21 protein-coding genes and 1 pseudogene are annotated in these 26577 nt (G+C 61.1%); 5 read left to right on the plus strand and 17 right to left on the minus strand.

Translation table 11 applies throughout. From position 1 onward, the window contains the following. The 4 genes from VNX23_RS08240 to rfaD form a co-directional block, all read right to left on the minus strand. On the minus strand, window positions 1-1932 hold the full coding sequence (locus tag VNX23_RS08240) for a nucleoside-diphosphate sugar epimerase/dehydratase (RefSeq protein ID WP_325628895.1): 1932 nt from the start codon (window positions 1930-1932) through the stop codon (window positions 1-3). An 84-nt stretch (window positions 1933-2016) separates the two neighbouring features. Continuing rightward, window positions 2017-3306, minus strand: a complete 1290-nt coding sequence (locus tag VNX23_RS08245) for an O-antigen ligase family protein (RefSeq protein ID WP_325628897.1) — start codon at window positions 3304-3306, stop codon at window positions 2017-2019. Beyond that, on the minus strand, window positions 3303-4772 hold the full coding sequence (gene rfaE1 / locus VNX23_RS08250; RefSeq protein ID WP_325628899.1) for a D-glycero-beta-D-manno-heptose-7-phosphate kinase: 1470 nt from the start codon (window positions 4770-4772) through the stop codon (window positions 3303-3305). Before rfaE1 ends, VNX23_RS08245 begins: the two co-directional genes overlap by 4 nt. Before the next feature lie 24 nt (window positions 4773-4796). Then, on the minus strand, window positions 4797-5777 hold the full coding sequence (gene rfaD / locus VNX23_RS08255) for an ADP-glyceromanno-heptose 6-epimerase (protein WP_325628901.1): 981 nt from the start codon (window positions 5775-5777) through the stop codon (window positions 4797-4799). Between the two features lie 162 nt (window positions 5778-5939). Between rfaD and waaF the strand changes: the two genes are divergently transcribed. From waaF to VNX23_RS08270, 3 genes are all read left to right on the plus strand, one after another. Further along, entirely contained in the window at window positions 5940-7007 is a 1068-nt protein-coding gene (gene waaF / locus VNX23_RS08260; protein ID WP_325628904.1) for a lipopolysaccharide heptosyltransferase II, read from the plus strand. A gap of 62 nt (window positions 7008-7069) precedes the next feature. After that, window positions 7070-7672: a D-sedoheptulose 7-phosphate isomerase gene (locus tag VNX23_RS08265; protein ID WP_325628906.1), complete on the plus strand. Its 603-nt coding sequence runs from the start codon at window positions 7070-7072 to the stop codon at window positions 7670-7672. After that, complete coding sequence (locus tag VNX23_RS08270) at window positions 7669-8211, plus strand: HAD family hydrolase (protein ID WP_325628908.1); 543 nt, start codon at window positions 7669-7671, stop codon at window positions 8209-8211. Before VNX23_RS08265 ends, VNX23_RS08270 begins: the two co-directional genes overlap by 4 nt. Here the strand turns inward: VNX23_RS08270 and VNX23_RS08275 are convergent. Then, window positions 8193-9251, minus strand: a complete 1059-nt coding sequence (locus VNX23_RS08275) for a glycosyltransferase family 4 protein (protein ID WP_325628929.1) — start codon at window positions 9249-9251, stop codon at window positions 8193-8195. The two genes, VNX23_RS08270 and VNX23_RS08275, sit on opposite strands and share 19 nt — an antisense overlap. Before the next feature lie 181 nt (window positions 9252-9432). Here VNX23_RS08275 and VNX23_RS08280 point away from each other — a divergent pair, with 181 nt between their 5' ends. Next, entirely contained in the window at window positions 9433-11238 is a 1806-nt protein-coding gene (locus tag VNX23_RS08280) for an ABC transporter ATP-binding protein (protein ID WP_325628910.1), read from the plus strand. A gap of 43 nt (window positions 11239-11281) precedes the next feature. After that, window positions 11282-11983: a fumarylacetoacetate hydrolase family protein gene (locus VNX23_RS08285; protein ID WP_325628911.1), complete on the plus strand. Its 702-nt coding sequence runs from the start codon at window positions 11282-11284 to the stop codon at window positions 11981-11983. Between the two features lie 127 nt (window positions 11984-12110). Here the strand turns inward: VNX23_RS08285 and VNX23_RS08290 are convergent, their stop codons facing one another. The 12 genes and pseudogenes from VNX23_RS08290 to VNX23_RS08345 all read right to left on the minus strand — a co-directional run. Continuing rightward, a complete protein-coding gene (locus VNX23_RS08290) occupies window positions 12111-12266 on the minus strand; it encodes a hypothetical protein (RefSeq protein WP_325628913.1) in 156 nt (51 codons plus the stop codon). A 99-nt stretch (window positions 12267-12365) separates the two neighbouring features. Next, window positions 12366-13874 carry an NAD(P)/FAD-dependent oxidoreductase gene (locus VNX23_RS08295; protein WP_325628931.1) on the minus strand — a complete coding sequence of 503 codons (1509 nt, stop codon included), beginning with the start codon at window positions 13872-13874 and terminating at the stop codon, window positions 12366-12368. Window positions 13875-14044: 170 nt separating this feature from the next. Next, window positions 14045-15055, minus strand: coding sequence for a restriction endonuclease (locus VNX23_RS08300; RefSeq protein ID WP_325628915.1), 1011 nt, complete (start codon window positions 15053-15055; stop codon window positions 14045-14047). Between the two features lie 50 nt (window positions 15056-15105). Then, the gene (locus VNX23_RS08305) at window positions 15106-16416 is read right to left on the minus strand and encodes a restriction endonuclease subunit S (protein WP_325628917.1); all 1311 of its coding nucleotides are present in this window, start codon (window positions 16414-16416) and stop codon (window positions 15106-15108) included. After that, complete coding sequence (locus VNX23_RS08310) at window positions 16353-16976, minus strand: N-6 DNA methylase (protein WP_325628919.1); 624 nt, start codon at window positions 16974-16976, stop codon at window positions 16353-16355. The genes VNX23_RS08305 and VNX23_RS08310 overlap by 64 nt, the downstream gene beginning before the upstream one ends. A 91-nt stretch (window positions 16977-17067) precedes the next feature. Beyond that, a pseudogene (locus tag VNX23_RS08315) lies at window positions 17068-17955 on the minus strand (N-6 DNA methylase); the annotation flags it as partial. A gap of 12 nt (window positions 17956-17967) precedes the next feature. Further along, window positions 17968-20358 carry a type I restriction-modification system endonuclease gene (gene hsdR, locus VNX23_RS08320; RefSeq protein ID WP_325628933.1) on the minus strand — a complete coding sequence of 797 codons (2391 nt, stop codon included), beginning with the start codon at window positions 20356-20358 and terminating at the stop codon, window positions 17968-17970. A 285-nt stretch (window positions 20359-20643) separates the two neighbouring features. Beyond that, window positions 20644-21267: a DUF4145 domain-containing protein gene (locus VNX23_RS08325; protein WP_325628920.1), complete on the minus strand. Its 624-nt coding sequence runs from the start codon at window positions 21265-21267 to the stop codon at window positions 20644-20646. 40 nt (window positions 21268-21307) lie between these two features. Then, window positions 21308-22738 carry an adenosylhomocysteinase gene (ahcY, locus tag VNX23_RS08330; protein WP_325628922.1) on the minus strand — a complete coding sequence of 477 codons (1431 nt, stop codon included), beginning with the start codon at window positions 22736-22738 and terminating at the stop codon, window positions 21308-21310. Window positions 22739-22864: 126 nt separating this feature from the next. After that, entirely contained in the window at window positions 22865-24127 is a 1263-nt protein-coding gene (gene metK, locus VNX23_RS08335) for a methionine adenosyltransferase (RefSeq protein ID WP_325628924.1), read from the minus strand. Between the two features lie 63 nt (window positions 24128-24190). After that, entirely contained in the window at window positions 24191-25546 is a 1356-nt protein-coding gene (locus VNX23_RS08340) for a hypothetical protein (protein ID WP_325628926.1), read from the minus strand. 811 nt (window positions 25547-26357) lie between these two features. Beyond that, window positions 26358-26577, minus strand: a 220-nt coding sequence (locus VNX23_RS08345) for a hypothetical protein (RefSeq protein ID WP_325628927.1), incomplete at its 5' end; no start/stop codon positions are given.

A 26577-nucleotide genomic window follows, 5' to 3' on the forward strand; every position in this document is an offset into this window, starting at 1 on the left:
TCAGGCAGCGTTCGAGCCGAATTCGGGGACGGCATCCCTGAGCACCGCCTTGATGGTGGACCGGTCATCCCTGACGATCGCCTGCTGGAGCGCAGCGATCCATTTCCGCATCGACTGCATTGGTGGTTCGTTGGGCTTGGCCGCCATGATGCCGGCGACGCCGATCTGAAGCGGCGGCTCCTCATGCGCGAACAGAATCTCGTTTAGGCGCTCTCCCGGGCGCATTCCGGTGAAGACGATATCGATGTCGTGGCCGGGCTCAAGTCCGGAAAGGCGGATCATGCGCTCGGCGAGTTCGACGATTTTGACCGGCTGCCCCATGTTCAGCACGTAGACCGAAACGTCGGGGCGTTGCGGCGACAGCGCGTGGGCGGCGGCCGTGATCACCAGATCGCAGGCTTCGCGGATGGTCATGAAATACCTGACCATGTCGGGATGGGTGATGGTGACCGGCCCACCTGCCTCGATCTGGGCCTTGAACTTCGGCACCACCGAGCCGTTGGACGCCAGCACGTTGCCGAACCGGACGGAAATCAGCCGCATCGAAGGCTTGCCGTCCGGCATGGCGGCGAGCTCGTGATCGAGAGCCTGGCAATACATCTCGGCGAAGCGCTTGGTCAGGCCGAGCATCGATACCGGTTCGATCGCCTTGTCGGTCGAGATCATCACCATCGCGCCTGCGCCTGACGCCAGCGCCGCATCAGCAACATTCACGGTGCCGAAAATATTGGTCTTGACGCCCTCACTCCAGTCACGTTCCAATATAGGCACATGCTTGAGTGCTGCGGCGTGAAAGACGATGTCCGGCCTGAATTCGTGCATCAGCCGCAGGATACGGTCGCGGTCGCGAATGTCCGCCACCCGTCCCTCGATCGAGGCGCTACTTCCAGTGGCGGTGAGCGCTTCGGTAATGGCATAGAGCGCCGGCTCGGAATTCTCGATCACCAGCAACCGCGCGGCGCCGAAAGTCACGACGCGGGCGCAAACCTCCGAACCGATCGAACCACCCCCGCCGGTGACAATGACGGCCTTGTTTTTGACCAGCGCCTCGAGACGGGCATAATCGATCTTCTCGCTCGGCCGCAGCAGCAGGTCCTCCACCGCAACCGACGTCAATCGCGGCAAATCTCCGCTCTCAAGCGACGGCAGGCGACTGACGATCAGTCCGAGCCGGCGCGAGCGCATCAGGACGGCTTCGGGCCGGGCCTCGGGCTCGAATGCCGAGGGCGTCATCACAACGCGGGCGATCGGTTTGTTGCGCTTGGCAAAATCGGCGATGACGTCCTCAAGGTCATCGATGCCGCCGAGCACCGGAATGTTGCGGATCAATTGGCCGCGATCGGCAGGTGATGGCGACAGCAATCCGGCCGGCCAGATCCGTTTCACCGCGCCGCTTTCAATTCCCCGCAGCAGGATTTCGGCATCCGCGGCGCGGCCCACCAGCAGCGTCGGCGCCGCGTCCTCGGCCCTCGCATGACGCCGCACGCGCGTATAGCGAAAATAGCGGTAGGCGAAGCGCGAGGCGCCGAGAAGGGATACCTCGAGAAACCAGAACAGGATGATCGTGACCTTGCCGAAAAAGAACGCGCCCTGAACGTTCGGCGCCACCGGCATGCCGTGAACGTTGGGGGCAACGAAGATATAATCCAGCACCAGCAGCGTCAGCGCCAGCACGGTGGCGGCGCGCAGGATGTTCAGCGCGTCGGGCAGCGAGATGAAACGCCATTTCGTCGTCGTCAGGTGGCAGAAGTAGCAAACGAAAAGACTGAATGCGATGAAATAGGGCAGGATGTTGAGGAGCAGCGGCAGACGATCGGCGAAATTGCCTTCGAAACGAATATAAAAACTGCCGACAAGGGCGACTGCAGTCGCCAGCGCGTCATGCGCCGCAATCAACGCATTGCGCGAAGTCAGATTCGGGAGGCGCATCATGTGGTTGACCGGTCACCAAAGACGGCGGGCATGGCTCGTTTCACGGCATCCCTGATAGCTGATCTGGCGCACGCACACCAGCCGTCAGGTTCGTAACGAATTCGTTGTTCCCACCGGCATTTCACGCCTGCCCTCTTCCAGCATCCTCGCACCCGCGATGCCGACGCCGAGAACGTACATCCAGCCCTCGTTGAAATCGAAAATGTGGGAGTTGAACAGCGAGGTGAAAAAGTTCTGGACCACGACCATCAATCCGATCCAGGCCATCAGGCCGTCGTGACGGAACAGCATCAAATGCGAAAGCCACATGGCATAGAGCACGATCACGCCGAGCGCGCCCCACTGAACCGCCACGTTCAGCGTCTGGTTATGCGGATTGGCGATCACCTCGGCCGAGGCGCCGCCGGCCGGACCGGTTGATGCCTGCTCGAAAAGCCGCTTGATCGATCCCGTGCCGTGACCGAGCACCGGCGCGTCGGCAATGAAGCGAAGCGATTTCCTCCAGAATTCCAGCCGCATCCCCATCGATGTCGACAAGTTTTGCTCCTCGTAGCCCTTGTATTCCCTCGAGAAGGTTTCGATGGTCGAGCGCAATTTCGGCGAGGACGCAAACGCCAGTCCCGCCAGCACGATCACCGCGCACAAGATCACCAGTCGGCTCCGCCATCCAAGATGCAGGAGTGCAAAAACGGCCAGCATCACCGGCATCGTCACCAGCGCCGTGCGCGAGACCACGACGAAGGTCATATTGATGACGAAGCTCAGCGCGATTGCGCTCAGCAACAGTGCCGGCACAATCCTTCCCGACCGGAACAATAAAACGGCCGGATAGGCGAGCACCACGGCGCAGAGTGCGAATTCCTGGCTCTGGTCGATATAGTTCTTGATCGGCACGCCGTAATGGGCGCCGGATTTCAGCGCAAGATGCGGGTCGAACGCCACCAACCAGGACATCGCCATCAAGGCGACGCATGAAGCAAGAAATGCCGTGAAAACCTGCAAGCCGCGACTCGATCGCTCGAAATGATAGAACAGGATCGGGACCATCAGCAGCTTTGCGCTGGGGCCAACGGCGTAAATCCGCGCGCCCCACGGCACGTCCGACCACAGTGTGCCGATGAGCGCCAGGACAAATAGCGCAGCCGGCAGCAGCGAGGCCGGGCGCTTGAGCGATCGCAGGAAAGCACTGGCATCGAAGAACGGCGCCATGGTCACCAGCGCCGCGACAACAAAGATCGCGACCAGTGAGGTCGACCACGGCAGCGCAAGCGCAACCAGGATCAGGAAAAAATCCGTCGCTGCGGTCCAGCCGGCCCGATCCCGCAACCGCCGCCACAACAGCGCGCCCACCGAATCCCCCGCGACCGCGCTCACGCTTTGCCTCCGCGCGCGCGATCGACCAGCGAGGTGGTGCTAAAGCCCGGCAGGACGTCGATCAGCACTACTTCACCTCCAAGCGCTTCGACGATCTCGTGGCCGACCACCTGCTCGCGCCTATAGTCGCCACCCTTCACCAGCACGCTCGGCCTGATCGCGGTGATCAACCTGATCGGCGTGTCTTCCGCGAAGATCACGACGAGATCGACCGCTTCGAGTGCGGCGAGAACTTCCGCTCGCGCCCGCTCGTTCTGGACTGGACGACCCTCGCCTTTCAGCCGCATGACCGAAGCGTCGCTGTTGAGGCCAACGATCAGACGATCGCAGGCGGCACGTGCCGCGGTCAGAAGCTTGACGTGGCCGGGATGCAGGATATCGAAACAGCCGTTGGTGAAACCGATCCTCAGGCCTTCCTTACGCCAATCCGAAAGGCGCTCATCGAGCTCGCCATCGGAGACGATTTTTTCCTCCGCCGCGAGGAACGCATGCGGCAGGATTTTCCGCCGTAATTCGGCCGAGGTTACGCTGGCCGTACCCTTCTTGCCGACCGCGACCGCGGCTGCGGCATTCGCCATCCGCAGGGCGGTTTCCCAATCCGCCCCTGCCGCAAGCACGGCGGCAAGCACCGCGGCAACCGTATCGCCCGCGCCCGAGACGTCGCGCACCTTCACCGGGTGCGCCGGCACATGAATCGCCTCGCCCTTGCGCGGCACCAGCGTCATGCCGTGTTCGCTTTGCGTGACCAGAATGGCCTCGCAGTCGGCAAGCTGGATTGCGTCCTGCGCGGCAGCCGCAATGCTCTCGGTCGAATCCGCCAGGCTTCGGGTTGCTTCCGCAAACTCCTTGCGATTCGGCGTGAGCAGGGTCGCACCGCGATAGATCGCGAAATTGAGGCTCTTGGGATCGACGATCACGGCCTTGCCGAGCTTGCGCGCGGCATTGATGACATTGCGGATCACGCGCGCGGTCAGCGTCCCCTTGGCATAGTCGGACAACAGCACGATGTCGGCTCGCGGCACCAGCGGCAAAATCGCGTCGATCAGTTTCTGCTCGGTTTCGGCCGCCGCCGGTCGTGCCAGTTCCCAATCCGCGCGCAGCATATGGGTGGAGAAATGTTCGGAGACGAAGCGCACCTTTCGCGTGGTCGGCCGTGTCGAATCGCAAACCAGAACGCTTTCGATTCTGGCCTCCTTCGCGAGCGCGGCCCTAAGCTTACTTCCCGCATCGTCGTCACCGACCAGGCCGACGAAAATGCAACGCCCGCCAAGCGAGGCCACATTGCGCGCCACGTTCCCCGCTCCGCCGATATTGGTCTCGCTCCGCTGCACGGCAATCACCGGCGCGGGCGCCTCCGGCGAAACCCTCGACACCTCGCCATAGACGAATTCGTCGAGCATGAGGTCGCCGACGCAGAGCACGGTCTTGCCGGCAATCTCATCAGTCAGGGCTTCGAAATCGAACATTGGTTCCCGTTATCCGTGACGCGCTCAGCGATAGGGATCGGCGCGATCGAGGTAGCCCTTGACATAGAGGCCGACGGTCTCCTCCAGCGGCGTGAAGCCGCCGTTATAGCCGGCACGCTGCAGGCGGGCGACATCGCCTTGGGTGAAATACTGGTAGCTGTCGCGGATCGACAAGGGCATGTCGACATAGCGAAGGTTCGCAGGCATTCCCAGGGCGGCATAGGCCGCTAGCATCAGATCCTTGAAGCTGCGGGCCTTGCCGGTGCCGACGTTGAAAATGCCCGAGACCGATGGCGTGGCGAGCAGCCACATCGCCACGCGCACGGCGTCGTCGACATAGATGAAATCGCGCCGCTGATCGCCGTCGGCGATGCCTTCGCGGTGCGACTTGAACAATTCCACCACGCGACCGGCACGCAGCTCATCGAAGCGCCGCGCCAGCACGCTCATCATCGCGCCCTTGTGATATTCATTGGGGCCGAACACGTTGAAGAATTTCAACCCGGCCCATTGCGGCGGCAGTTTTTCGCCTCTGCCTGCGCGCTCGGAAACGGCGAGGTCGAAAAGATGCTTGCTCCAGCCATAGAGGTTCATCGGCCGCAGCGCCTTCAGCGCCGAAGACGACCGATCGTCCGCAAACCCCTGCGTGCCGTCGCCGTAAGTCGCCGCCGAGGACGCGTAGATGAACGGCGTCGGATTGGCCGTGCACCAGTCCAAAAGCCGCATGGGAAGACGAAAATTGGTCTCGATCACGAGATCGCCGTCGGTCGCCGTGGTTTCGGAAATGGCGCCCATGTGGATGATCGCATCAAGCCGGCGGCCCTTCAGCCAATCCGGCAGTTCCTTCGGAGGCACGATGTCGGCGAGTTGGCGCTTGGCGAGGTTGCGCCATTTACCGGCCTCGCCGAGCACGTCGCAGACAACGACATCCGTGCGGCCAGCCTCGTTGAGCGCTGCCACGACATTCGACCCGATAAAACCGGCGCCGCCGGTCACCAGCAACATTCCGCGCCCTGCCCTCCATCTGCCGCCAGCTTTGCCCCACTCCTTGCCCGCAAGCAACTTGGGTCGCCGGGCACAGTGAAAACCGTCGCATTGCCGGCTTTACCCCGCCACAAGGAGCAGTTACCGACAGGCTGCAGAAGGATGCAGCGCCCGCTGTAAGAAATGAACATATATTCAGAGAATGATGTCACGATCGAGGAGGCCGCGGATACAAGGCCGATCCTGATTATTCCGTATATGTGGATCGGCGACTTCGTGCGCGGGCATAGCCTCGTCCGGGTGCTCAACCAGCGCTGGCCCAACCGGCCGATAGACCTGCTCACGACGACCCTCTGCGCCCCCCTGATCGATTATATGCCGGGGGTCCGCGCCGGCATCGTCTGGGATCTGCCGCGCAGCCGGCTCGCTCTCGCCAAGCAGCGGGCACTGGCGGAAAAGCTCCGCGCCAGGAACTACGGTACGGCCATCGTCCTGCCCCGGACCTGGAAATCGGCGATCGCGCCGACGCTCGCGGCCATCCCGGAACGGGTGGGCTTTGTCGGCGAAATGAGATTTGGCCTCATTAACCGATGGCGCTGGGGTGAAAAAGCCCTGCCCCGCATGATCGACAAGATCGGCGCGCTGGCGCTGCCCGATCGCGCCGTCCTGCCGACGGAATGGCCGGTGCCGCAGTTGAAAGTGCCAGCAGAAGACGTCAGCCGGTTTCGGCAGGCGCGCGGATTAGGCCAGGCAACCGCCGTGGCCCTGGCGCCCGGTTCGGTCGGGGCCGCCAAGCGCTGGACCTACTATGCACAGGCGGCGCGGATTTTGGCCAAGCGAGGGTTTGACGTCTGGGTCGTCGGCGGCCCCGGCGAAAAGGCTCTCGCTACCGAAATCGTGACCGAAGGCGGCCCGCGCGTGCGCGACCTCACGGGAAACGACCTGCGCCATGGCATTCTCGCGATGGCGGCAGCCCAGCTGGCGATCTCCAACGATTCCGGCTTGATGCATGTCGCGGCCGCGCTGGGGACGCCGACAATCGGCATTTTCGGCCCGACCAGCCCCTATCACTGGGCGCCGCTCAACCCGCTCGCGGCAACGGTTCAGACCAGGACCGTGGTGCCGTGCCAACCCTGTCATCGGCCGATTTGCACCATGAACGACCATCGCTGCATGCGGGAAATACCCGCATCCGACGTTGTCGATATTGCCGAGCGCGTGCTGGCGCAGGCGCACATAGGCGCGCGTTAACCTTGCGCGGCGACAGCGCCGTCATTACCAAGGACGAAGACCTCAAACTTTGACGGTATCGCTTGAGCCAAAATTCCAACGACCCGATCGAGGATCATCTGGCGCTTTCGCTCGCCGCCCTTGAGCGCGCGGTCAAGGACGAAAGCTTGCTTGCGGCTGCGCGGAAGATCGCCGAAGTCATCACCAAAACACTGCGTGGCGGCAACAAGCTCCTGATCGTCGGCAATGGAGGCAGCGCCGCCGATGCCCAGCATATCGCCGCCGAAATCGTCGGCCGCTACAAGCAGGACCGGCCGGCTTATGCGGCGATCGCGCTGACCACCGACACCTCGGCGCTGACCGCAATTGCCAACGACTATGGTTTCGAACAGGTGTTCGCGCGGCAGATCGCAGGTCTCGGCCGACGCGGTGATGCGCTGCTCGCGCTTTCGACCTCGGGCCGCTCGCCCAATATTCTGGCCGCGCTGACCACGGCGCGCGAGCGCGGCATTGTCACCGTCGGAATGACGGGCGAGAGAGGCGAGAGGCTTTCGGCGCTCTGCGATCATCTTCTGGTCGCGCCCAGCAACGACACGCCGGTCATCCAGCAAATCCACATCGCGGTCGCGCACGGCATTTGCGAGGCGATCGAACAGGCCATGATGCGCGAGGCCCCCCGAACATGAGCGGCGCCGATTTCGCCCGCTCCGCAACGAGGCCCGCCGCATTCCTCGATCGCGACGGCGTGGTCAACCACGACGACGGCTACATGGGCACGCGGGAGCGCATCCGCTGGATGCCGAACGCGGCAAGGGCGATCCGCAGGCTCAACGACGCGGGCTATTTCGTGTTCTTTTTCACCAATCAATCCGGCGTGGCGCGCGGCTTTTTCACCGAAAGCGATCTCAATACCCTGCACGACTGGATGCGCGAGGAACTTGCAGCACAGGGCGCGCATATCGACGACGTCCGCTATTGCCCGCATCATCCCGATGGTTCGGTCGAAGGATATCTTGAGGACCATCACTGGCGAAAGCCCAGCCCTGGAATGATCCATGACCTCATGGCGCATTGGCCGGTGCGGCATCAAGGCAGTTTTGTCATCGGCGATCGCGCGAGCGACATCGAGGCGGCGAAGGCCGCGGACCTTCCGGGCTTTCTGTTCGAAGGCGGCGACCTCGACGCCTTTGTCGCCGATGTCATGGCTCAGATCAAGGCGCGATAAACCTTCGCGATCGCGTTTGCCTCCGCATCCAGGCTGAACTTCTCCAAAACCTTCGCCCGCGCGCGTTCGCCCATCGCCGTCGCAAGGGAAGGATCGCGCATCAAGGGCTCGAGCGCCGCCACCAGCGCATCGACGTCGCCCGGTGGTGTCAGCACGCCGCTGACGCCCTCCTCGACCACGACTTCAGCGGCACCCGCGCGCGAGGCTACCAGCGCGCATCCCGCCGACATCGCCTCGATCAGCGTCAGGCCGAAACCTTCATTGCGCGAGGTGAAAGCATAGATCGTCAGCCGCTGGTACCAGCGCGGCACCTCTTCGATCGGCACTTCGCCCGTGATGAGGAAGCGCGATTGAAGGCGCGCAGTCTCGATCCGCTTCTTCAGATCGCCGGCAAAGCCCTGCTGCTCGACCGTGATCGCTCCGACCACGACCGCCGTAAAATCCGGATAATGCGGCAACAGCCGGCACATCGCTTCGACGAACACGTCCGTGCCCTTTTGCGCGCGCACCCGGCCAAAGCAGCCGATGGCACAGCGGCCCGGCAGGCCGGTTTCGGCGAAGGCGGCGGCGCGATCGAGCGGCGGCGCATATCGATCGGTATCGACGCCGTGCAAAATCACGGTTGCCTTGCGCTTGAGAAACGACGCGGAAGCTTCGCTGGTGGCGATGATCGCATCCATCCGCCGGATCAGCCATCGCGTGACCCAGCTGTGATGCCGCTGGGCCGCAGAAGTGAAAACCAGTTTGAACGGCCAGCCGAGAAAGCGCAGCAAGACGCCCACGATCATCTCGTTGTTGCGGCGCGCATGCCAGATCAGCGGCGTCTGGCTCCGCCACAATTTCAGCAGACCGGAAAATCCGATTTCGGCGATGCCTTCGGGTCGGTTGCGACCGAGCCACGCGGCGCGGAACATTTTCGCAAGCTTCGGCGCCACCATGCGGTTGGTTGCCGTGACGCCGGAATACCGCCTGTGCAGGTTAGGCACGACGACTTGCAGATTTTCGGCGGAAATATTCTGAAGTGCCACGTCGGGCTCCATCTTGCGGTGCCGAAGCTCGCGCAGGCGAAATCGGCCTGAAATTCTCATTCGCCGCAAGCCCTGACCAGTTCTGATTTAGCTTGAAAAAACCGCCCATAGCGGGCAAGGAAACGGAGGTTTCGGAGCAACCCTGACAGCTGGGGCGTCGCAAGAGCCGCCCAGGACTGTCAATGGAACGCGGATGACCGAACTTCCCACGAAAATCACCGATGATCCCTATGGCGCGGCGATCCTGATTCGCCGCCTGGTCATGGAACAGGGCGCCGCCTACTGGCGACGCTACCTGCAGGCGTTTGCGCTGATGGCGGTTTCGGCGGCGGCCACCGCGGGTTCCGCCTACCTGCTCGGCCAGGTCATCAATCAGGCCTATGTCGACAAGAACATCCGCGGGATTGCGATCCTTTCCACGATCACCATCGTCATCTTCCTGATCAAGGGCGCGGCGACCTACGGTCATCAGGTGATTCTGTCGAAGATTTCCAACGCTATCCTCGCCAACAACCAGCGGGCGCTGTTTGCCAAGCTGATGCGCGAGAGCGTGGGCTTTTTCTCCGCGCGGCATTCGTCCGAATTTCTGGCGCGTCTGACGGCAGGCGCCAATTCCGTCACCCAGGTCCTCAATCTCCTGATCAACGCCGTGGGCCGCGATGTGTTGTCCCTGATTGGGCTGATCGCCGTGATGGTGACGCAGGATCCATGGATGTCGCTGCTTGGGTTCGCAGTTGCGCCACCAGCGATGCTGGTGCTGCGCAAACTGGTGAAACGGATCAAGGGGCTGGCCCACAATCAGTTCACCGGCACCGCCGACATTATGGAGACCATGCAGGAATCGCTGCAGGGCATCCGCACGGTGAAGGCCTTCACGCTGGAACAGACCATGCGCGAGCGCATCGACGCCAGCATCACGGCGGTCGAAAGCAACGCCAACAAGATGGCGCGGGTCTTCAATCGTTCGAGCCCGCTGATGGAGACGCTCGGCGGCCTGGCAATCGCGGGCGGACTGATGTATGGCGGCTACAGCGTCATCGCATGGGGCGCCAAGCCCGGCCAGTTTTTTTCGTTCCTGACCGCATTCCTGCTGGCTTATGAGCCCGCCAAGCGCCTGGCTCGCCTCAATATCGAGTTGAACAGCAGCCTGATCGGCGCCAGGAAACTGCTTGAGATCATCGACAGTCCGGCCAGCGAACCCGAAGACGACGGCAGGCCGGCGCTCAAACTCTCCGAGGCGCGCGTCGAACTGCGTAATGTAAACTTCGCCTACCGGGCAAACGAGCCGGTGCTCAATCGCATGAGCTTCGTCGCCGAACCCGGGAAGGTCACCGCGCTCGTCGGCCCTTCCGGCGGCGGCAAGTCGACGGTGCTGGCGCTGCTCTTGCGATTCTATGAGGTGAATGACGGCGAGATCCTGATCGACGGACAGTCGATCTCGTCGGTGTCGCGCAAATCGCTTCGCCAGCAGACCGCTTTTGTCGGCCAGGACGTCTACCTGTTCCGCGACACCATTCGCGCCAATATCGCGTTCGGCAAACATGACCCGAGCGAGGAAGAGATCGTCGCTGCTGCGAAGGCGGCCTGCGCGCACGAATTCATCCTGGGTTTTCCGCTTGGCTACGACACGCCGGTCGGCGAGCACGGCATGCAATTGTCAGGTGGCCAGCGCCAGCGCATTGCGGTGGCGCGTGCGCTGCTGAAAAACGCGCCCATCATCCTGCTCGACGAGGCGACCGCCGCGCTCGACTCCGAATCGGAAAGGCAGGTGCAGGAAGCGATCGAACATCTGTGCCATAACCGCACTACCATCGTCATTGCCCACCGCCTGCACACCATCATGCACGCCGACGCCATTCTCGTGGTCGAAGGCGGCGAGGTCGTCGAGCGCGGGCGGCATGACGATCTCCTGCGCCGCGCCGGACGCTATGCGTCGTTCTTCCGCCTGCAGCAGCGCCAGGCTACCCCGTCGCTGGCGCCGATCAGCGCAACCGCTTAAGGCCTGAATCGAAGTTCCAATCCCAACCCGCTGAGACTGCTTCATGAACGCCTCATCCTTCGTCATCCCCCCTCCTCCGCAGGCCGCGATTGCGGTCAGCGGAGATTCCAAATCCTTTCCGGTGCGGCGCATCTGGTGCGTTGGGCGGAACTATCTGGAGCACATCCGCGAGATGGGAAACGATGAGCGCGCACCGCCGTTCTTCTTCGCCAAACATCCCGACATGCTCGAAGCCGACGGCGCCACTATCCCCTACCCCCCGCTGACCAAGGACCTGCACCACGAAGTCGAATTGATCGTGGCCATGAAGAGCGGCGGCTTGAACATTCCCGCCGACAAGGCACTCGATCACGTCTGGGGCTATGCGGTCGGCATCGACTTGACCCGCCGCGACCTGCAACTCGCCGCGCGCAAGAAGGAGCGGCCCTGGGAAGTCGGCAAGTCGTTCGACCATTCCGCGCCCTGCGGCGCCTTGCAGCCGGCTTCAAGGATCGGCCACCCGTCGAAAGGCAAGATCTGGCTCTCGGTCAACGGCACCGAAAGGCAGAAGGGCGACCTGACCGAGCTGATCTGGAGCGTGCCGGAAATTATCTGGCAATTATCGCAGCAGGTGTCCCTCGGCGCGGGGGACATCATCATGACCGGGACGCCGGCTGGCGTCGCCGCACTCTCCCCTGGCGACAAGATCGAATGCGGGGTCGACGGCGTCGGCACGCTGAGGGTTGCGATCGGCAAGGCGGATTAAAGGACAGGCATTTCGAACGCTAGCCGTCATGCCCGGCCTTGTGCCGGGCATCCATGTTTTTGGCGACGCGAACAAGAAAGGCGTGGATGGCCGGGTCAAGCCCGGCCATGACGACTGAGAACACGAGTTACGCCCTTGCCAGCGCCTGCAAGCCCTTGAAGGTCAGGCGCTTCGGGTCCTTCACACCGGAAAGATAAAGACGACGGATGAACGCGGTGGCCATTTCACGATCGCAATTGGTCAACGCCACCAAAGCTTCGATGGCAATTCCCTGGGCGTCCATGGGCTTTCTCACGCGTCTTGAGCCTGAGCCGTCCATCTTGCGGTGCACCGATTAATGTAGCGTTAACTGTTCCGGAACGACCGCCGATTATGGGACTGCTCAGGAATACCGCATCACGCCGTCATCGACGCGCCCCAACCGCAGCGTGATGATGTCGAGCACGTAGTTCTGGTAGAGCCGCCACGGCCGCTTCGAGCCCTGCTTGGGCATCTGCGCGATCGAGCGCTGCACATAACCTGACGAGAAATCGATCCACGGCACTTCGGTGACGGAGGGATCGACATTATGCGGCACGCAACTCTTGTAGCCATGCCGGTCCATGTAATTGATGAGCCGGCAGACATATTCGCAGGTGAGATCGCACTTCAACGTCCAGGACGCGTTGGTGTAGCCGAAGGCGGAGGCCAGATTGGGTACGCCCGAATACATCATGCCCTTGTAGCTCATCACCTTCGCGAAATCGACCGCGTGGCCGTCAACGGCTACTTCCATGCCGCCGAACAATTGCAGCACCAATCCGGTCGCGGTGACGATGATGTCGGCTTCGAGTTCGCTGCCGTCCTTGAGGCGAATGCCGCGTTCGGTGAAGCGGTCGATCTCGTTCGTCACGACCGAGGCGCGCTTTTCCCTGATCGTGTTGAAGAGGTCGCCGTCGGGCACCAGGCAAAGCCGCTGGTCCCACGGGTTGTAGCGCGGGTTGAAATGGGTCGCGACGTCGAAGTCGGGACCGAGAGCCATCCGCACGCCGCCGAGGATCAGTTTCCTGACCTTCTCCGGCCTGCGCCTTGCGAACTGGAAGAACCACATGCCGAGCAGCACGTTGCGCCAGCGGATCAGGTGATAGGCCATCTTATCCCCGAGCCTCGCCCGCAAGTTCATGGCGAGCTGATCCTGCGCCGGGCGCGACACCACATAGGTTGGCGAGCGCTGCAGCATGGTGACGTGGCCGGCGGTTTTCGCCATCTCCGGTACCAGCGTCACGGCGGTGGCGCCCGATCCGATCACCACCACGCGTTTTCCCGCGTAATCGAGATGATTTGGCCATTTTTGCGGATGGACGATTTCGCCCCTGAAATTCTCGCGGCCTGAAAATTCCGGCGTGTAGCCTTCCTCATACCGGTAATAGCCGGAGCACATGAACAGGAAATTGCAGGTGAAGCGCACGATCTCGCTTGCGCCTTCGCCTGATGTGCGCTCGACCTCGAGCGTCCAGCGCGCGTCCGTTGTCGACCAGGAGGCGTGCCTGACGCGGTGACGGAAGCGGATCTTGCTGTCGATGCCGTTCTCGGCTGCGGTCTCGCGGACATAATTGAGGATGTGCGACCCGTCCGCAATCGCCTTCGGCTCGTTCCACGGCTTGAACGAGTAGCCCATCGTGAACATGTCGCTGTCGGATCGAATGCCGGGATAGCGGAACAGGTCCCAGGTGCCGCCGCTGCGCTCGCGGCCCTCGAGGATGATGAAATTCTTGGACGGGCACTTGTGCTGCAAGTGATAACCGGCACCGATGCCGGAGAGCCCGGCGCCGACGATGATGACGTCGAAATGTTCGGGTTGTTGGGTCGTTTGCATCCGCTCGACTCTATCGTCGTCGTGGCCGGGCTTCATCCCGACCATCCACGTCTTCGACAGCTAGATGGACTGTAAAGATATGGATGCCTGGGCACAATGGCCCGCACTTGGACGGGAAAAGCCGGGCCGAATTGCCGGCCACAGCGAAATAAAGGTAACTACGGTTCATCTTTCCTCTGGATGTCTTTCCCAAAATCGCGATTGGCCTAGATCAGGTCCTCTCCGGTTGTCGGCGCCACGACATAAACCCGCTTCAGCGGCAGCAACATCCGATACTGCGGGTCGAAATCCTCGTAGTGGTCAAAGATGAGCTTGATCAACTCCTCGCCTCCGATCAGGCGGAGGTTTTGATTTGCCCTTTCGAACTCGATCGCAGGCGTGGAAAACGCCCCGAGTGTCACGAAGAGGCCGTGCTCATCATCCTGCACATGTCCGTAAAGCTGCGCGACCTGCGGCTGGCCTATGGTGTTGAGCGTCTGCTTGCATTGCACTTTGACAACGTCATGAAACCCTAGCTCGTCCTTGTGGGCGACAACGTCAACGCCGCCGTCGCCGGTCGCTTGCGTTACCCTGCAATGATAGCCCATGCACTCCAGCAAGTGAGCAATGAAAAATTCGAATTGCCGAAATGATAGGCCCGACTTCAACCGTTTAATGACGAAATCCTCTATCTCCTCCTCCGCCAGCACAGCGGCCGCGTTACCGGTTTCTGCATCCACATCATCGCTGTGAAGCGGCTTTCCTTCGAACGCAGCCATGAACTCTTCAGCATTGTTCTTGACGCTGAAAAGCGTGACCGCCGATCCAATTTCGTGAAGAGCTGTCTGGGAAAAGGCTGCACGTGGAAGATGGCTGGTCCATTTGATCGCCCGGCGATTGGGGCATCCGAGATCATCGGCTGCAGGCTTGAACTCATAGTCGCCCTGCACGATGCCCAAATTGACCATTTTATCGATCTTTGAAGGGTAGATGACCAAATCACCCTTCTTGATCTCGTGTATGAATTTAAACAAGGTCCCCGCTATCACAGGGACCGCGCCGGGTTTCACGCTGGGATAGATTGAAGAGACTGCTTTCTTGAAACCTTCCCTGTTGGGAGGCAAAGCCGACAGGTCGCCCATGGCCTTCCAGCCGATTGCGACAAAGCCTTCTGAAATGGGGCGGGTTCCAAAATCCCTGTTCATGTGAATCCCCCAGATTGGATGTTCTTCCGCCATTGCTTCAAAGTCCTTCGCAGTTGCCCAAGTTGTCGATGGGTTGGCACGCCTCAACTCAAGTCAACCAACGTTGATGCCGCCGCAGCAGAACGACGGCTCCGCTTGCCATTGGACGCTTCCGTGCGCTGCGATCGAATCCGCTCAAGGAGGACGCTCGCCGGTTCATCATTCGGGTCTTGCCGCACCAGCTCGCCTCTGAAGGCCTTGGCAAGGATCGCGGATTCGAGGCGATCGAGCAACGCGCGAGCGCGCGCGGCTTCGGCTTCGAGTCGGTCGGCGCGAGCGAATGCCTCCTCAATCAATTCAAGCAAATCCCTTTGCTGATTTGCAGGAGGAACTGGAATAACGGTTCGCGCGAGGCCAGCCTTACCAATATGGATAATGTTGACCCCCTGCGTATTGGCAATGAATCCGCCACTTCGCGCGATAAACAGCAGGGAATATCTGAGAAGATCAGGATCGTATTCGCGAGGCCTTATTCGGAGAAGTGTATTTTGGAAGCAAACATCCTTTAAGTCGCCGTTCCAAACTGCTGGCTTACCTACCTCCTTTGCACTACCCGAGCCTTCGTTCAAAAGAACATCGCCACGCATCAGTCGAAATGTTTTGAACTCCGCTGGAGAGAAGTTCATTTTTTTGACGTCAGACAAATCCCATCCGGTCCAGGTTATATTTGCAGCCCGAAGATAGGGTCGCATGTTCGGACCTTCGTGATCCTTGGGAGACCGCTGTCGGCCGAGTTGAACATCACCGATCTCATCCAAACGTTTGAGCAACCAGCCACTTGGCAGATCAACCGCCTTCCAATGAAAAACAGCTCGCAGTACCTCTAAACGCAGCTTCTCGGCGAGCTGTGGCACGCGATCTAGCTCTGCCCGTGCGCGGGCGATGTGCGCCGTTAGCGTGTCCAACTTCGCAACGATGCGTCGTTGCTCGGCTAACGGAGGGAGAGGAAGGGTCATTTCCTTGATTCGGCCGCCTGCAATCCGCTGCCGGGTCGTTCCGCTTGCCCCTTCGATCATTTTCGATCGCACGAGGGGACTGTTGAGAATTTTTGCAAACCAGTCCGGATGAGACAGTGAACCATCCGTTCGCCAAATCATTACATCGACTGCTGTTACGGCTGGTTGCTGGAGTCCAGGAAATACGCAGGCGCGTCCCAATGGGTCGGGCATGCGCGCTATCAGTACGTCGCCAGGTTTCAGGTAAGTGCACCGCAGCCGATCAGCGACTTCCTGACGCATGAAGCGCCTTGAGCGATCTCGAAATTCACCCTCGCCGATATCGGCGAGCTGCACTAAACGGACGCCGCCTTCACTATCTTGATCTTTGCTTTCGACCCAATCTCCGTCGGCGACCAATCCGGTTGAGCCAGCGAGTTCATCAACATTCGCAATTGTCCATCCTTCAGGCAAATTCGCTCTGCAGCCTCCTCAATCGCTGGCTCGGTCGCTTCCGCCCCAAGCTCCTCGACCAAGGCGCGGACTTCCTCCAACGCCGCCGCCAAATGCCCCTCGATCGCCGACGCAATCTCCTCCGGCGTTTCCAGCCCATCCTCAGCATCGGCGCTGGTGTCCTTGAGCCAGGTGATGTCGAGATTGTCAGCGCGCGCGGCGACTTCCTCACGAGTGAAGCGCCGGAAGTGGCCGGTCTCACCTTTGTCCTTCCGGGTCGCGCGACCATATGGATCGTCGCCAAACGCACGAACGAAGTCATCGAAGTCGGACGGCTTCAGCGGATTGGTCTTGCCATAGGGCGGTGCGCCCGAGCGCATGTCGTAAATCCAAACAGCCTTTGGCGCGTCCTCCGCCGGTGCTTCCTCCTCGCTTCGGACGAAGAACAGCACGTTGGTTTTCACGCCTTGCGCATAGAAGATTCCTGTCGGCAGCCGCAGTATGGTGTGGAGGTCGCACCAGTTCATCAGTCGCTGCCGCAGCGCCTTGCCGCGGCCATCCGTCGAACAGCACGTTGTCGGGGACAACCACGGCCGCCCGGCCGCCCAGCTTAAGCGCGCGGATGCAATGCTCGACGAACGGTAGTTGATAGGACGAGACCCGGTCGGTGATGGTCAGGTCATCTCGGGTTGGTGGTCCACCGGCCGGGCCGAACGGCGGATTGGTCAGGATGAGATCGGCATTCTTGAATTTCGGCTGCGCCCCGTTCGGCGATAGCGTATCGGCAAAGTCCAGATGGTCAGGATCGATCTTGTGCAGATGCAGATTCATCAGAAGCAGGCGAAACGTGTCCTGCACGTTTTCAAGGCCGCGCAAGGCGGATTGAAGCTGGAACGTTTGCTGCTTGGGCGAAAGTTCAAAATATTCGTCCGTTGCAGCGCGCATCCAGCGATCCGCGGCAATCAGGAAGCCGCCGGTGCCTGCCGCAGGGTCCCGGATCACCTCGCCGGGTTTGGGCTGCATCAGGCCAACCATCACTTTGATCAGCACGCGCGGCGTGAAATACTGCCCGGCCCCGCGCTTGGTCTCCTCCGCCATCTTCTGCAACAGGCCTTCATAAGTGTCGCCGAAGGCGTCGCGCTCCTCGCTGAACCAGTGCAGGCCGTCGATGGCATCGATCAGCTTCCGCAGATTGGCCGGCTCGCGGACAATGGTGGCGGCGTTCTGGAAGATCGCGACCACCGAGCGGTCGGCGATCTTGGTGCCGTCGCCAAGATCGATCAGCGCCTGGCGGTAACGCTGCAGAACCTCGGTCTCACTGGCCGACTTCAGCGCGGCCCAGCGATATTTCTCGGGAATGCGGCTTTCGTCCTTCTGCTCCGATGCCATTTTCAGGAACAGGAGATAGGTCAGCTCCGTTACATATTGCTGGTAGGTCACGTCATCCTTGCGCAACAGCGTACACAGGCGCCACAGGCGATTGACGAGATCGATCGATGGATTCATTTCTGGTTCTGCCTATGCAACGTGGTGATCCCAGATGGCGCTGTTGAGATCTTTCAGGACATCACCTAGCCCGTGATCGAACTCGCGGTCTACCGTCTCAAAGCCGCCAGCCTGTGCAAAAAGCGGGTCGGCGAGGATTTCTGGATCGCCGACCGGCTGGGCCTTTAGTGCGCGCCCAATTCGTTCCAGCCACTTCCTCTGATTTGCTGTCCAATTGCGGCTTGAAATGATTTGCTGCACCCCGTTTTGAACCCGCGTCTCGTAGGGAACCAAGGGATCGCCGAGCGCGGCCTGACGGACGAACCCGATGATGTGGGCGGCAATGTCGGCATTGCGCGCCCGGCCATAGGCCTGGCGGAGGCTCGCTTCGGAAAAACCGTTTTCGTCGAGCAGAACTGCAAGGGCCTTCAGCTCTTTGCGCGTCAGTTCGCGCGGCTTTTGGGTCGCGGCGATCAAGGCCGGCGCGGCATTCATGTTGTCGCGCACGAACCTCTCGAAGCTTTCGATATAGTCGGCAGGACTCGCCTTGCCGCCGTAATCGTCCTCGACGCTGATGATCTCGTCGGCGTGCTCGGAGATATACATTCCATCTCGTTTGCGGGTCGGATTGGCCGCATCGAGGACCGACGCCAGCAGCGGATGCTGGCGGAACAGCGCCACTGTTTCCAGGGGTGCAGCGGACTTGAGGCGATCGGCGAGATCAGTCAGCGGCCCGAGGACCGTTTCCAGGGTCTCTCGTTCGTTCGCGTCGATATGCTTGATCCGCTGGCGCAGCTTAACCACGATCTGGTCGCGGACGAAGGCACGATCCTCGTCTGTGGTTGCGCGTTCGAGATCGCCGACCAATGTCACGAATGACAGCCCGGGATCGACGACCACCGGCCGCATATCGGTGACTTCCTGCAGATTGGCGTAGATATCGACAGCGTCGAAGATGCGAAAGAACTCCTTGCCGATCTCGTCGCAGCGCCGTGTCGCGCGGCCGATCATCTGGTCGTAGAGAATGCGGCTGTTGACCCGCCGGACGAAAACGAGGTTGGTGATCGCTGGCACGTCAATACCGGTGGTGAGCAGATCGACGGTGACCACGTATTTCGGCCGGGGATCGTTCTTGAACGCCTTGATCCGGTCGAGCGGCTGGTCCACTGACCCTGTGATCTTCTCGACGAGATCGTGCGGTTGCGGCCCGTATTCCTCGTTGAGCGCCGCGCGCAACTCATCGACCAGGATATCCGCGTGGTCGTCACGGGCGGCGAAAAGCAGTGTCTTGCCCCGTTCGACGGGCGGGCATTCCCGCGCGATGGCGTCGGCCACGGCACGATTGAAGGCGCGCGTATAGACCTTCTTGTTGAACTCTGCGACCTCGAAATCGACCTGGTCCTCAAGGTTGAAGAGGTCGATCTGGCCGGTCCGGGGATCGACGATATTGACCTCCTCACCCGGCTCGAAGGTGATCCCGGTCTGGCTCAACGCAGTAGTGATGCGCCGCGGCGGGCGGTGGTCGATCAGGTAGCCGTCGATCACCGCCTGCCGGTAGCCATAGCGAAACACCGGATGACCGAATATTTCCCTCGTGTGCAGGGCTGGCGTTGCCGTCAGTGCGATCCGCGTTGCGTCGAAATAGTCGAGAACACGGCGGTAGGCTGAGAGATAGTCGTCGAGATTCCGGAAGCCGAGATCATCTTCGCGCGGCTCGGCATCGAGCGTGTAGCCGCGATGGGCCTCATCGACGATAATGAGGTCGTAAGTGCCGGGCGTCGGACGCACCGCGTCGGGGTCCTCGAAGATGCGCCGGATCAAGGCCTGCACCGTTGCAACCTGCACCCGGTCGGTCGCCTCCGGAAACTTCTTCGCGAGATCTGCCACCGGGAAAACCTGATCGAATTTCAGGAAGCCGCTGGTGTCTGTGGTACTCATTGCATCGAGCGTCTGGCGTCCGAGCGCATTCCGATCGACAAGGAAGAGAATCCGCCGGAAACGCTTTCGCCGCAAAAGCTCGTACATCAGCGCGATAGCAAGCCGGGTCTTGCCTGTACCCGTTGCCATCGCCAGCAGGATGTTCTGCTGTCCTGTCGCGATCGCGGACTGGACCGCCTCAATCGCCTGTTCCTGATAGGGACGCAGGCCCGTGACACCCAATTCACGCTCGGCAAGTTCGCGAACATCATCGGTGACCTGATCGAGCCGTTCGACGAGGTCGCGGGGCGAGAACCATTCCGAGAGCGCGCGCGGGTCACTCCCGCCCGGCCGCGCATCCCAAAACCAGATTCCGGACTTACATAGGGACGACCATTGGTGACGAACAGAAACGGCACGCGGAACTGATCGAGACTGTGAATCCAGGGTCTGTCCGGGATGGTCTCGTCCGCCGTGAGCTTGATGTCGCGGGCGTAGCGTTTGGATTGGCCAAGACGGCCGGGGACGTCTTTCACGCCGCGTTTAGCCTCGATCACGCCAACACAACGCCCTTCGATGAAAAGCGCATAGTCAGCCGGACCACTCTCGGTGGGCCATTCGGCGATTGCAATCGCCTCTCCTAGTTTGGGCCGCGTACCGTTCGCATGGCGCAATACCTGGCTATCGACGGTCCAGCCGGCCGCGCGGAGTTGATCGTCGATCAGGATGCGGGTCGTGGCCTCATCGAGTTCGATCTTTTCGGCCTGCTGGCTGGCAAGCATTGCCAAGAGATCAAGCTGCTGGGGCGGCGTAGCCTCTGCCTTGGCCTGTGCCTCCTTGAGGGCGGCTTCGGTTTTTCGAAGTCCCGCCTCGGTCTCTGCTGCATAGCTTTCCCAGAACTCGCGGTCCTTGCGATGCCTCTGCATCGAGCGTGGCTTTGAGACGAGCTGCCTCCGCCTCCTGATGGGCCAGCAGCGCCTTCGCCTCATTGTCTGCGCTGGCGCGGACTTGTTGCCGAAGCTCCTCCAGCTCCGCCTTCAACGCTGCCGTTGCATCAATAGGCGCGGCGGGCGGGACGAATGGTCCGGGTTTGAATTGGGCAGAGCCACCGTAGCTCTGGTGAAACCAGACGGCCAAGGCACGGGCCACTTTCAAGCCGCTAAGTGCATCGGCTGTGGTCCCGATGTTCTCGTGAACTGCGGCGTTGCCGACCCGCTTGAGGTGAAAAAAGAGGTCCGTGATTTCACGGGGAAGAACCGACCGCAGCTTCAAGGTCCTTAAGACCTCATCAAATGACGCGGAGCTTGCGGGCAACAAACCGTGGCGGGCGGCGATTTCCTTGGCCAGAAATTCACTGAGCTGGCGCAGCTTGATCAGAACCGAGGGCGCATCGTCAAAAAAGAAGCGTTCCGCCAACGCCCCTAGCAGGGTCAAGCCCGGCAATGATGCTCAAACATCAATACCGGTAATGATCCGGCTTGTACGGGCCTTCCGCCTTCACCCCGATATATTCGGCCTGGTCGGGCCGCAGCTTGGTCAATTTGACGCCGATCTTGTTGAGATGCAGCCGCGCCACTTTCTCGTCGAGCGTCTTCGGCAGCACGTAGACTTTCTTCTCGTATTTGCCGTCCTTGTTCTGGGCGAACAATTCGATCTGCGCCAGCGTCTGGTTGGTGAAGGAGGCCGACATCACGAAGCTCGGATGGCCCATGGCATTGCCGAGATTCACCAGCCGTCCTTCCGACAACAGGATGATCCGCTTGTTATCAGGAAAGGTAATCTCATCGACCTGCGGCTTGATGTTGGTCCATTTCATGTTGCGCAGATGCGCGATCTGGATCTCGTTGTCGAAGTGACCGATGTTGCAGACGATGGCGCGGTCCTTCATCGCGCGCATGTGCTCGATGGTAATGATGTCCTTGTTGCCGGTCGCGGTGACGAAGATGTCGGCACTCGGCGCCGCATCTTCCATGGTCGTGACCTGGTATCCTTCCATCGCCGCCTGCAGCGCACAGATCGGATCAACCTCGGAGACCATGACGCGGCAGCCGGCCTGGCGGAGCGAGGCCGCCGAACCCTTGCCGACGTCGCCAAAGCCCGCGACCATCGCGACCTTGCCCGACATCATCACGTCGGTGCCGCGGCGAATGCCGTCAACCAGCGATTCACGGCAGCCATAGAGATTGTCGAACTTCGACTTGGTGACGCTGTCGTTGACGTTGATGGCCGGGAACAGCAGCGTGCCTTTCTTTTCCATGTCGTAGAGCCGATGCACGCCGGTGGTGGTCTCTTCGGAAACGCCCCTGATGCTTTTGGCGATTTCCGCGAAATAACCCTTCGGCTTCTCTTTCAGGAGACGCTTGATCAGCGCGTAGAAAATCTCCTCTTCTTCCGAGCCGGGTTTGTCGAGGAAAGCGGTATCGCCCGCTTCCGCACGATAGCCGGCATGCACCAGCATGGTGGCATCGCCGCCGTCATCGAGGATCATGTTCGGCGTGCCGCCGCCATGCCAGTCGAACAGCTTTGCGGTGTAGTCCCAATAATCCTTGAGCGTTTCGCCCTTGACCGCGAACACGGGAATGCCGGCGGCAGCGATGGCCGCCGCGGCGTGATCCTGCGTCGAATAGATGTTGCAGGAAACCCAGCGGATGTCGGCGCCAAGTGCCGCAAGCGTCTCGATCAGCACGGCGGTCTGGATGGTCATGTGCAGGGAGCCGGCGATGCGCGCGCCCTTCAGCGGCTGCTTGGATCCATATTCCTCGCGCGTGGCCATCAGCCCGGGCATCTCGGTCTCGGCGAGCGAAATCTCCTTGCGGCCGAACTCGGCGAGCGAAATGTCCTTGACGATGTAATCGGTGAAAGCGGGCTTCTTGGCAGTGGCGGTCATGTGAGATTCCCGTTGTCTGGCTCGTCATTCCGGGGCGCCTCGAAGAGGCGAACCCGGAATCTCGAAATGATGGATAAGGATTCCGGGTTCGCTCGCTGCCGCGAGCGCCCCGGAATGACGCAAGGGTTACACCGCGCGCCTGAGTTCGTCGGCGAGGTCGGTTCTCTCCCATGAGAAACCGCCGTCCTTTTCCGGCGCACGGCCGAAATGGCCGTAGGCGGCGGTGCGGCGATAGATCGGGCGATTGAGTTTCAAGGTGCGGCGGATGTTGGTGGGCGTGAGGCGGAACATCTCGGGCAGCACCTTCTCGAGCTTCTTCTCGTCGACATTGCCGGTGCCGTGCGTGTCCACCAGGAGCGACATCGGATCGGCAACCCCGATCGCATAGGCCACCTGGATGGTGCAGCGCTCGGCAAGCCCGGCCGCCACCACATTCTTGGCGAGATAGCGCGCTGCATACGCGGCCGAGCGATCGACCTTGGTCGGGTCCTTGCCGGAGAAGGCGCCGCCGCCATGCGGCGCGTAGCCGCCATAGGTGTCGACGATGATCTTGCGCCCGGTGAGGCCGCAGTCGCCGTCGGGGCCGCCGACCACGAAATTGCCGGTGGGATTGACCAGAAAATCGGATGGCCTTTGCGGCATCCAGCCTTTCGGCAGCGCCAATTCCACGGCCGTCGAGATCATCTCCCTGATCAGGCTGGGTGTGTATTTCTTGTTGTTGCGGCTCTTCTCGTTGTGCTGGGTCGACACCACCACCTTGGTGCAGCCGACCGGTTTGCCCTCGATATATTTCACCGTGACCTGGCTCTTGGCATCGGGCTGCAGGTCGGCCAGCTGACCGTTGCGGCGCTGCTCGGAGAGAACCTTGAGGATCCGGTGCGCGAAGAAAATCGGCGCCGGCATGTACGAGCCCTTCTGGTAGACCTCGCTCTCGGTGCAGGCGTAACCGAACATCATGCCCTGGTCGCCGGCCCCTTCCTCCTCGCTGCCCTTCTTTCTCTTGGCGTCGACGCCCATCGCGATGTCGGGCGACTGGCCGTGCAGCAATACCTCGATGTCGGCGCCGTGATAGGAGAAGCCGTTCTGGTCGTAGCCGATATCCTTGACCACGCCGCGGGCGATGTGGCTGATCAGCTCGCGATCGACCACCGATACGCCGTTGATAGTACGAAAGAGCTGACCGCGACCTTCGCCGGCAATCACGATCTTGTTGGTCGTGCACAGCGTCTCGCAGCCGAGCCTGGTGTTGACCAGACTGTCGTCGGCAATGCCGAGCTTGACGTCCTTCTCGATGAAGGCGTCGAGGATGGCATCCGAAATCTGGTCCGACACCTTGTCGGGGTGGCCTTCGGAAACCGACTCTGAAGTAAACAAGTAAGACGCGCGCATCAAGCTAGCCCCTTTTCCGCCGCCTCCGGCGGTCCTTTCTCGATATCTAAAATGTCCTGATTGTCAGTCGCGACGGCGCGAGATGACGTAGGATTCGTCGTAGAACCAGAGTCCGTTATGCTTGCGCAAAACCTCTCTGACGGCATCAAGATAACGGCCACTCTGGGTCATTTCCGTCAACCGGTCATCTTCAATCTGTGCGACATACACTGCCGCGTTCCAGGCTGCAAAGGCCGTCGAGGTTCCGATCGAGCCGGTGACCTCATTTGGCAGCGCTTCCATATCATAACGAAAGATCGAACGGTTATCGGCGTAGGCGTTAAAATTAAGGTCGCGCCCACCCGAGCCCAGTTCGTATTTCACCGCGCGCAATAGCTCATGACGGCTGACCGCGAAAGGATTTTCTCCAGGCCATACCGCCTGGATGATCTCTAATCCTGGATCCTCGCCATGGGAGTGGATTCCGATCAGCCGCCCGCCGGGACGCAACGAGCGGGCGAGCGGTGCGATGATGCGTTTGGCACGGAAATTCACGCTCGATTTGGCCCTGTAGGGCTGGGAAGCAATGACGAGGTCGAAATTGGCCTCGGTTCGGCCCGCGCGCGGGATGATCGAATCGAGCAGGAAACGGTGATCTTCCCGGTAAAGCACGATGGCGACCGGCCGTTCATAGACAGGCATCCCCGAGCGCGGGCTGACGCTCGCCCGCCAGTTTTGCTCCAGAAACGGGCCGAGTTCCGCGATCTGGGCCTCAAAATCCCCTGAGGAAGCCCCCCTCAAGGGCAATTCGTGCCAGATCATGCCGGCGGCCGCGGCCGGCGAGGCAGGGGCAAGCCAGGGCGCCTCGGCGTAGTACATGTTGGTCAGCACGAACACGGTAGCCGGGTGCTCAAACAGCCGGTCGGGCACCTTTTCCAGGGTCAGCCGCACATCCTCGAGGCTCAACTCCTTGCCGGCGACATAGAACGGCATATGGGGAAAGCGGTTGTGCATCGCCCGAAGCACCCGCGCCAGCACGGTGCCGTCCCCAACGCCTGCATCGAATACCCGCAGCGCCGGCGGGCGGGGATGGATGCCGGACAACTCAAGCGCCACGCGCAATGCGCTCACCCGCTTCTCGCTGCAGGTATGGACGAACAAGAGGTATTTCTGGCGGTTCTCGAAGAAGCGGAAATTGCCTCTCGGATCGCGCTTTTCCGGGGGTACTTCGAGCCCCCGCGGCGGCGGCATTCCGCCCGGCATGGAAGCAGCGATATAGGCCTGAATGCGCTCCAGCGTGTCGATGGTGATCCGCTTTCCCTCGCGCAGACGGTGCACCAGCTTGCCGTCATTGACGGCCCGCCGCCCGAAGGTCGATTCCGCCATATCCGCCTGCCGGCAGAATTCCGAAATCTGGCTCAGGATCTGGTCGTTTTTCATCAAGTAGAGCTTTAAGGCGAGAAATTGGGAAGATGTTGTGGGCAGCAACGGGCGGTCGCCGATGTCCTACCATCTTCTGCCCACTTGTTGATACCCCCTGTTCGCAGCCGAACGCTTCACGCTTGCAGTGACAAACCCTTCCGTCATTCCGGGGCGCGAGTGAAACGAGCGAGCCCGGAATCCATTTCTCTACGTATGATGTGGCCGGATGGATTCCGGGCTCGCCCTTCGGGCGCCCCGGAATGACGAAGTTGGTAGCTACAGACGAGCACCCACCTTCCCGCGACGCGCACGCGCCCGAGTTGTGCATGAGCAATCTACCCTTCGAAATCAAAGGGCGCAGGGAATGCCGGGCGTCCGATGCGCCGGCGGCCTCGCGTGCAAAAAATGGAAGCACACGAGTAAGTCCACCACAGGTCACACCGGTTCACCCGGCATTCCCCGCGCGATGGGTTTACGGCTTATTCCAGGCTCTCCCCGGTGATCGGGCTTTCTTGTCACCGTCATCCCTGAGAAGCTTGCTTCTCACGAACTTGACGCCGGCGTCGAGGCGTCAGGACCACACGACTTCTCCGTCCGCAAGCAGAGCGCTTTCGTCTTTGGCGCTCCTCGCGTCCACCGCATCCCGTCCCAACGTTCGTGACGATGGCCAACGCCCCTCTTCCGAAGGACAGGACAGCGGGAGTCATACGGTGATTCGCTTATTCGGAAAATCAGAATATTTTTGCAAAAGGGGCTGGACAGAGGAAGTTGAAAAAACGCAAGTGATTTGCCCGTCGGGTCGTTTTTATCCCCTCGCCGACGCCTGGCATCATTTGCCGGTGACAAACTGCACCCAGGCTTCCTGCTGCGAGGTATCGAGGCGCTTTCTTTCTTCGGCGAGGTCGCCGACGCGCCTGGCGGCGACGGCGGTTGCGTGGTTCGCGACGTTGAAACGGTCCACGGTGCGCTGAAACTGGAACACGAACTGGCCGTCCGCCACCTTGTAGGCGCCGGCCTCCCCGGCGATCACGGCGACCAGACTTTCGTAA

The organism is Bradyrhizobium sp. (assembly GCF_035570375.1).
GTDB lineage: Bacteria > Pseudomonadota > Alphaproteobacteria > Rhizobiales > Xanthobacteraceae > Bradyrhizobium.

Excerpts from the sequence above, each read along its gene's own strand:
- VNX23_RS08280 (WP_325628910.1), top strand. The coding sequence starts at position 9,433 with ATGACCGAACTTCCCACGAAAATCACCGATGATCCCTATGGCGCGGCG.
- ahcY (WP_325628922.1), bottom strand. The coding sequence starts at position 22,738 with ATGACCGCCACTGCCAAGAAGCCCGCTTTCACCGATTACATCGTCAAG.
- VNX23_RS08270 (WP_325628908.1), top strand. The coding sequence starts at position 7,669 with ATGAGCGGCGCCGATTTCGCCCGCTCCGCAACGAGGCCCGCCGCATTC.
- VNX23_RS08295 (WP_325628931.1), bottom strand. The coding sequence starts at position 13,874 with ATGAAGCCCGGCCACGACGACGATAGAGTCGAGCGGATGCAAACGACC.
- waaF (WP_325628904.1), top strand. The coding sequence starts at position 5,940 with ATGAACATATATTCAGAGAATGATGTCACGATCGAGGAGGCCGCGGAT.
- metK (WP_325628924.1), bottom strand. The coding sequence starts at position 24,127 with ATGCGCGCGTCTTACTTGTTTACTTCAGAGTCGGTTTCCGAAGGCCAC.
- rfaD (WP_325628901.1), bottom strand. The coding sequence starts at position 5,777 with ATGTTGCTGGTGACCGGCGGCGCCGGTTTTATCGGGTCGAATGTCGTG.
- VNX23_RS08275 (WP_325628929.1), bottom strand. The coding sequence starts at position 9,251 with ATGGAGCCCGACGTGGCACTTCAGAATATTTCCGCCGAAAATCTGCAA.
- VNX23_RS08285 (WP_325628911.1), top strand. The coding sequence starts at position 11,282 with ATGAACGCCTCATCCTTCGTCATCCCCCCTCCTCCGCAGGCCGCGATT.
- VNX23_RS08310 (WP_325628919.1), bottom strand. The coding sequence starts at position 16,976 with ATGAACTGGTGCGACCTCCACACCATACTGCGGCTGCCGACAGGAATC.
- VNX23_RS08340 (WP_325628926.1), bottom strand. The coding sequence starts at position 25,546 with ATGAAAAACGACCAGATCCTGAGCCAGATTTCGGAATTCTGCCGGCAG.
- VNX23_RS08300 (WP_325628915.1), bottom strand. The coding sequence starts at position 15,055 with ATGGCGGAAGAACATCCAATCTGGGGGATTCACATGAACAGGGATTTT.
- VNX23_RS08290 (WP_325628913.1), bottom strand. The coding sequence starts at position 12,266 with ATGGACGCCCAGGGAATTGCCATCGAAGCTTTGGTGGCGTTGACCAAT.
- VNX23_RS08240 (WP_325628895.1), bottom strand. The coding sequence starts at position 1,932 with ATGATGCGCCTCCCGAATCTGACTTCGCGCAATGCGTTGATTGCGGCG.
- rfaE1 (WP_325628899.1), bottom strand. The coding sequence starts at position 4,772 with ATGTTCGATTTCGAAGCCCTGACTGATGAGATTGCCGGCAAGACCGTG.